This window comes from Rhodococcus sp. P3_B8 (assembly GCF_056402775.1).
In genome coordinates, this window is the sequence record NZ_JBFUGT010000407.1 from 1 (window position 1) to 5,080 (window position 5,080).

Sequence of the window (5,080 nt, forward strand, 5' to 3'; positions counted from 1 at the left end):
CCACGAGGTGGTGCGGGTAGCCGTGACACACGTACATTTCAGGCGTCCGCCATACTAGTGGCAGATAGTATGAGATCTACGTAGACGCTGTACGGCAGATAGGGCGCCTGCGAGCGTCCCACACCCGGCGCATCGAAGGTGATCACCTGGAAGTCCTCGAGGTGTGGCAACAGCGGCCCCCACATCGCGACGTTCGMCCCCAATCCGTTGATCAGTAGCAACGGCGGTCCCTCGCCGTGGACGCGGACGCGGACCTGCCGCCCGGAGATATCCAGGTACTGCTCGTTCACGGTCATCGTCCCCCACTCATCCGGCCACCTCGTCCATGCCCCACAACCGATTCCGCGCCTGATTCACATCCACCCGATGGGTGAGCAGCATCAAGTCCCGGTTCTCACCGTCGCTGTCCCGAACGAAATCGACGAGCAGCGCCTCCGGCTCGAACCCGATGTCCTGGAACATGGCGACCAACGCATCCTGTGCCGCGATCACCTCGACGTACACGTGGCTGCAGCCGAGCTTGACCGCCTCCAGCAGCGCCGCACGGGCCAGCGCCCGCCCGACACCGCGGCCCCGATACGCCGCACCCACCACGACGCGGATCTCGGCGACGTGCGACGACCAACCCTCCCCCGCGAAAGCACCCGCCAATCCGGCGATCTCACCGGCACCGTCGAGCGCGGCCAGCCGCACTGCCGCCGTCTCCCGTTGGTAGTCAGCGAAAACCTTCACGGGATCAGACAGGTCCTCCTTGAGGAAACGTCGTCCCTCACCCGCCAAGGCCATCGCAAACCGCGTGAACGCGTCGAGGTCCCCCGGTTGCAGCGGCCGCACGACCGCTTCGGCCCGATCGTCAAGCTCTGACGGTGTCATGTTTCGTCACACCATTTCCCGGGTCGTCAAATATCACTCTATTCACAGCTTGTCTCGCATGACTCAGCGGCCGCCAAACGAAACAGTCCCGCCATCCGACTCGGACGGGTGGGATTGCAACTCCTCAGCGCCATACCGAATTCGGCGCTCATCGCGCACCGAAGTCAGTCCTCTTCGGAGCCGAGCACTTCCTGCGCGACGGCCATCGCGGCCATGGCCTTCGGCCAACCCGCGTAGAACGCGAGGTGGGTGATCACCTCGACCAGCTCGATGCGTGTCGCCCCGTTGTCCCGCGCCCGCACCAGGTGATAGCGGAGCTGCTCCACGTTGCCGCCCGTCACCAGGCATGCAACGGTGATCATGCTGCGCTCCTTCGCGCTGATCACCGCGCGCTCCCACACTTGGCCGAATAGGACGTCGTCGGTGAAACCGATCAGCCCCGGGGCGAACCGCCCCAGCGGATGCCGATCACCGCTGGGGCGCTGGTCTTTCTCCGACATCTGCACTCCTCATCCAACTGTTCGCGACACTCGCCGCAGGTCTCACAATCGTTGCGGGCCGACCACTGCGGGAATCACCCGCGCAGCAACGCCCGGTTCATCAATCGTTTCGGTGCGCTGGCATCATCGTCGTGACCACCGTCGTCGGGCGGTCACTCCGGTTCTGCCACGCATGGCGTGTACCGCGCTGAACCATCGTGTCACCGGCGCGCAGTACCGTCTCCCCTTCTTCCATGACCGCCCAGATCTCGCCGTCGATCACGGTCATCACGTCGATGGTCTCGGTGGTGTGCATTCCCGGCACGGCGCCGCCCTCCGCATTTCCGGGGCCGTAAATGTCCGCCATCGCCGCCGCGTACGCTGCAGCGGCCTCGGCCGAGATCGAGCTATCGGGCGGAAAGACCGTCGTCCGCACCACGACACCGGTGGCGGGTGGGGCCAACACCACTTCGTTTTCCAGCGTCGACTCGGAGTTCACCGAAATCGGCAACTCGTCCTCACGCCACAACTCCATCACCAGGGTCCCAGTCGGCCGACGTGTCCAGGGACTCGCCGGCCCGTCGGACGAAACAACCGACCTTCCCTCGTCATTCACGCCGGTCACCACAACCCGGGCCAACGCCGGCTCACCGCTACTCGTCATGCTGATACTCCTTCCATTCTGTGAAACAGGGGCGGGTGAGATCGGAGCAGTAGCCCCATCTCACGGCGCCGCGGTCAGGCCCGAGCCTCGCCGTACTCGGCGTCGGTGACCTCGGATTCCCAGTTCGTGGCACCCAGGGTGACCGATGTGTGCAGCATGAAGCGATCGTCGGCGGCACCGTGCCAGTGACGAACGCCGGGCGGAGTCCACACCATGTCGCCGGCGCGAACGGTGACAATTCCGTTCTCGTCGGACACATGCCCTTCGCCAGCCATGACGATGAGCAGCTGGCCGCCGACATGCGAGTGCCAATAGGTCCGCGAACACGGCGCGAAAAAGTTGTTGCCAATCGCCACCCCGTCGGTCGGCGCCATCACCATGTCGCGCCAGGCCTCACCGGTGAAGGTCCCCTGCGCCAGGGCGGACGGCTCGCTGTTTGCTCCCCTGATAACTGTCAACATGGAATCGAAACTACTTTCTCTGTATATGCGTTGTTATCGTTTGACATTTTACACATTGCTCGAACGTGCATGCACGTATTCCGTCCGTTCGGGTCACCCACCGCGTAGGGCTCTACCGAGGCGAGTCGCGGCCGTGAGAACCATGTCCTTCGCAGTTTCGATGAGCGCAAGATGGTGGGCGAACCCGTGCATCTGGTCGTCGGCCACGAGGAGCGTCACCGGCACCTCGGCTTGCCGCAGCAGTCGTGCGTATTCGATCCCCTCATCCCGGAGCACGTCGTACTCCGCAACGCACAGCACCGTCGGGGGCAGGTCCGCCAGAGAACCCTGGAGTGGAAACAGGTGGGGATCCTCGCGCACCCACTGCGACGGTAAGTACGCATCCCAGATCCACTTCATGAACGACCGATCGACGGTGAACCCGGGACCACGTTCGCCGTAGGAGGGCGTCCCCGGGTCCCAGTAGTCGAGCACGGGATACAGCAGGAAGTGCGCCGCGAGCTGGCGCGCGCCCCGCTCTCGGATCCGTTTCGCCAGTGCGGTCGCGATGGTCCCGCCGGCGCTGTCGCCGCCGAGAGCGAATGCGCCCGGCTCAACATCGAATTCGTCACTATTGGTGAGCAGCCACTCGAACACGACATCGCCATCGTCGATCGCAGCCGGATACGTGTGCTCGGGGCTCCTCCGGTAGTCCACCGAGAAGACGCTGCACTGCGCGACCTCGGCGATAGTCCGGCACAGTTCGTCATGCGTATCGAGGTCGTTGAAGACCCAGCCGCCCCCGTGGAAGAAGACGAGCGCAGGGTTCCGATGGCCGGGCGGCCGATAGGCACGCACTCGGATACCCCGATCCCCGGCGGGAACGATGAAGTCCGCGACGCGCAGCGACGACGGCTCGGCCTGCCTGATGAGTGCCGAGCGCATGCGAACACGAGCAGCCTCGAGTGGAATCTCGTAGGACGGGGGCAACTGGGTGGCGGCCACCCGCATTTTCTCCGCCGCTGGGTGCAGCGCCTTCGGGCGCAGTTCGTCCATGCTCACTCGGCCCTCGGATTGATCGCTACCCATCCCGGGAGGGCCGCACGATGTCAACCACGGGGATACCACTCGGCCATGAGCTGACTCTGATCCGCATCGCCGCCGAACCGCTCGATCGCCGTCTCCGTCATCTCTTCCACGAGATGTCCGATCGGCGTCGCGTGGTTCATGCTCGCGGCGAGTTCGTTTGCCAGGTGAACATCTTTCCGCATGAGATCGAGGGTGAACCCCTGCAGCTTGTAATCGGGCTCGCTCAGCAGAGTCGGGAACGTGTACTCGGTCGTGTAGTTCCGCCCGGTCGAGCTGTTCAGCACCGCGACGACCGTGGACTGCTCGATACCGCACGCCTGCCCGAGCCGGATGGCCTCCAGCGCGGCGAACCGATTGCAACTGTTCAGAAGATTGTTGACCAGCTTCATCGCGTGACCGGCACCGACCGGCCCCACGTGATGGACGTCCGGCGTCACCGCCTCGAGCACCTCGACAACCTCTGCGAACACGTCGTCGTCGCCACCCACCATCAGGGTCGCCGTACCCTCGCGGGCCCGCCGGACACCGCCCCCGATCGGCGAATCGAGGAACTTCACTCCACGTTCGCCGAGGGCCGCAACGACCTGGTAATCCGCCGTGGGGGTTCCGGTGGTGATATCGACGACGACGGTGCCGACGGCGAGGTCCTTCGCGATCCCCTCGTCCCCAAAGAGCAACTGATCGACATGCGTCGGAGCGGGGAGGCACAGGAACACGACCCGACACGTCCGGGCGATCTCGGCCGCGTCGGTGAAGGTGGCGCCGGCGGCGACCAGTTCGTCCGCAGCCACACGGTTGCGATCGTTGACGTACAGATCGAAGGGCTCGACCAGGCGGCTCGCAATCGCGGAGCCCATCGCCCCGATCCCGATGAATCCAATCTTCTCACTCATAGCATTGACTCCTTAACTGTCCAATAATCCAGCTGGCCCGGCGAAGCCAGCGACTCAGTCCACAGTGATGGACGCGCCGAGGTGCCAATCAACGAAGGCCTGGAGGCCGTCTTCGATCCGGGTGCCCAGGATCGGACCGAGGTCTGCGAGCATCAAGTCCCGGGACACCTGCTGATACCGCACCAGTTCGGGCTGCCAATCGATCGTTGCCGCGTCGCCCCCGACGAGTTCGACGAGAATGCGAAACAGCTCAGTGGTGTTGATCGGCTCACCGACCACGTTGATCGCCTTCGCCCCGGAGTCGACGTCGATCGCGGCAAGAAGCGCCGCGGCCGCATCATCGACGTACACCAGATCGTGAAGCGCGTCGGGCGCCCACCGCACCACCGGGGCCCGGCCCGCGCGCACGGCGTCGATGGCATCCATCATCATCCCGCCGATCGAGTTGTCCCGGTTTACTCCGGGACCGTAGATGGTGCCGAGCCGCAGGGAGATGAACTCCGCCCCTCCGGTGTTCGCATGCGCCTCGAGATATGCCTCGACGKCCAGCTTGCTGGCTCCGTACATACCGATGCCGCTCCCCTCGGCGACCTCGTTTTCGCGATGCCGGTACGTCTGACGCTTCGCGAAGTTCCCGTAGAC

8 protein-coding genes are annotated in these 5,080 nt (G+C 64.6%); all 8 read right to left on the reverse strand.

The genetic code is table 11. The annotated features are described in order from the left end of the window. Positions 1-38: 38 nt before the first annotated feature. A complete protein-coding gene (locus AC1D1G_RS41605) occupies positions 39-296 on the reverse strand; it encodes an alpha/beta fold hydrolase (protein ID WP_477956542.1) in 258 nt (85 codons plus the stop codon). 10 nt (positions 297-306) lie between these two features. Beyond that, positions 307-873 carry a GNAT family N-acetyltransferase gene (locus tag AC1D1G_RS41610; RefSeq protein ID WP_005242260.1) on the reverse strand — a complete coding sequence of 189 codons (567 nt, stop codon included), beginning with the start codon at positions 871-873 and terminating at the stop codon, positions 307-309. Positions 874-1,037: 164 nt separating this feature from the next. Then, a complete protein-coding gene (locus AC1D1G_RS41615; protein WP_061700483.1) occupies positions 1,038-1,373 on the reverse strand; it encodes a carboxymuconolactone decarboxylase family protein in 336 nt (111 codons plus the stop codon). 100 nt (positions 1,374-1,473) lie between these two features. Next, entirely contained in the window at positions 1,474-2,016 is a 543-nt protein-coding gene (locus tag AC1D1G_RS41620; protein WP_061700484.1) for a cupin domain-containing protein, read from the reverse strand. A gap of 74 nt (positions 2,017-2,090) precedes the next feature. Continuing rightward, positions 2,091-2,390 carry a cupin domain-containing protein gene (locus AC1D1G_RS41625; RefSeq protein ID WP_477956543.1) on the reverse strand — a complete coding sequence of 100 codons (300 nt, stop codon included), beginning with the start codon at positions 2,388-2,390 and terminating at the stop codon, positions 2,091-2,093. A 180-nt stretch (positions 2,391-2,570) separates the two neighbouring features. Then, positions 2,571-3,512, reverse strand: a complete 942-nt coding sequence (locus tag AC1D1G_RS41630; RefSeq protein WP_477956545.1) for an alpha/beta hydrolase — start codon at positions 3,510-3,512, stop codon at positions 2,571-2,573. A gap of 53 nt (positions 3,513-3,565) precedes the next feature. After that, entirely contained in the window at positions 3,566-4,438 is an 873-nt protein-coding gene (locus tag AC1D1G_RS41635; RefSeq protein WP_283335342.1) for an NAD(P)-dependent oxidoreductase, read from the reverse strand. A 54-nt stretch (positions 4,439-4,492) separates the two neighbouring features. After that, positions 4,493-5,080 (reverse strand): NAD-dependent epimerase/dehydratase family protein (locus tag AC1D1G_RS41640; protein ID WP_477956544.1); only part of this gene is annotated, 588 nt, incomplete at its 5' end.

Bases quoted from the DNA above. Each gene is read 5' to 3' on its own strand.
- AC1D1G_RS41610 (WP_005242260.1), bottom strand. From the start codon at position 873: ATGACACCGTCAGAGCTTGACGATCGGGCCGAAGCGGTCGTGCGGCCG.
- AC1D1G_RS41615 (WP_061700483.1), bottom strand. From the start codon at position 1,373: ATGTCGGAGAAAGACCAGCGCCCCAGCGGTGATCGGCATCCGCTGGGG.
- AC1D1G_RS41620 (WP_061700484.1), bottom strand. From the start codon at position 2,016: ATGACGAGTAGCGGTGAGCCGGCGTTGGCCCGGGTTGTGGTGACCGGC.
- AC1D1G_RS41625 (WP_477956543.1), bottom strand. From the start codon at position 2,390: ATGGCGCCGACCGACGGGGTGGCGATTGGCAACAACTTTTTCGCGCCG.
- AC1D1G_RS41630 (WP_477956545.1), bottom strand. From the start codon at position 3,512: ATGGACGAACTGCGCCCGAAGGCGCTGCACCCAGCGGCGGAGAAAATG.
- AC1D1G_RS41635 (WP_283335342.1), bottom strand. From the start codon at position 4,438: ATGAGTGAGAAGATTGGATTCATCGGGATCGGGGCGATGGGCTCCGCG.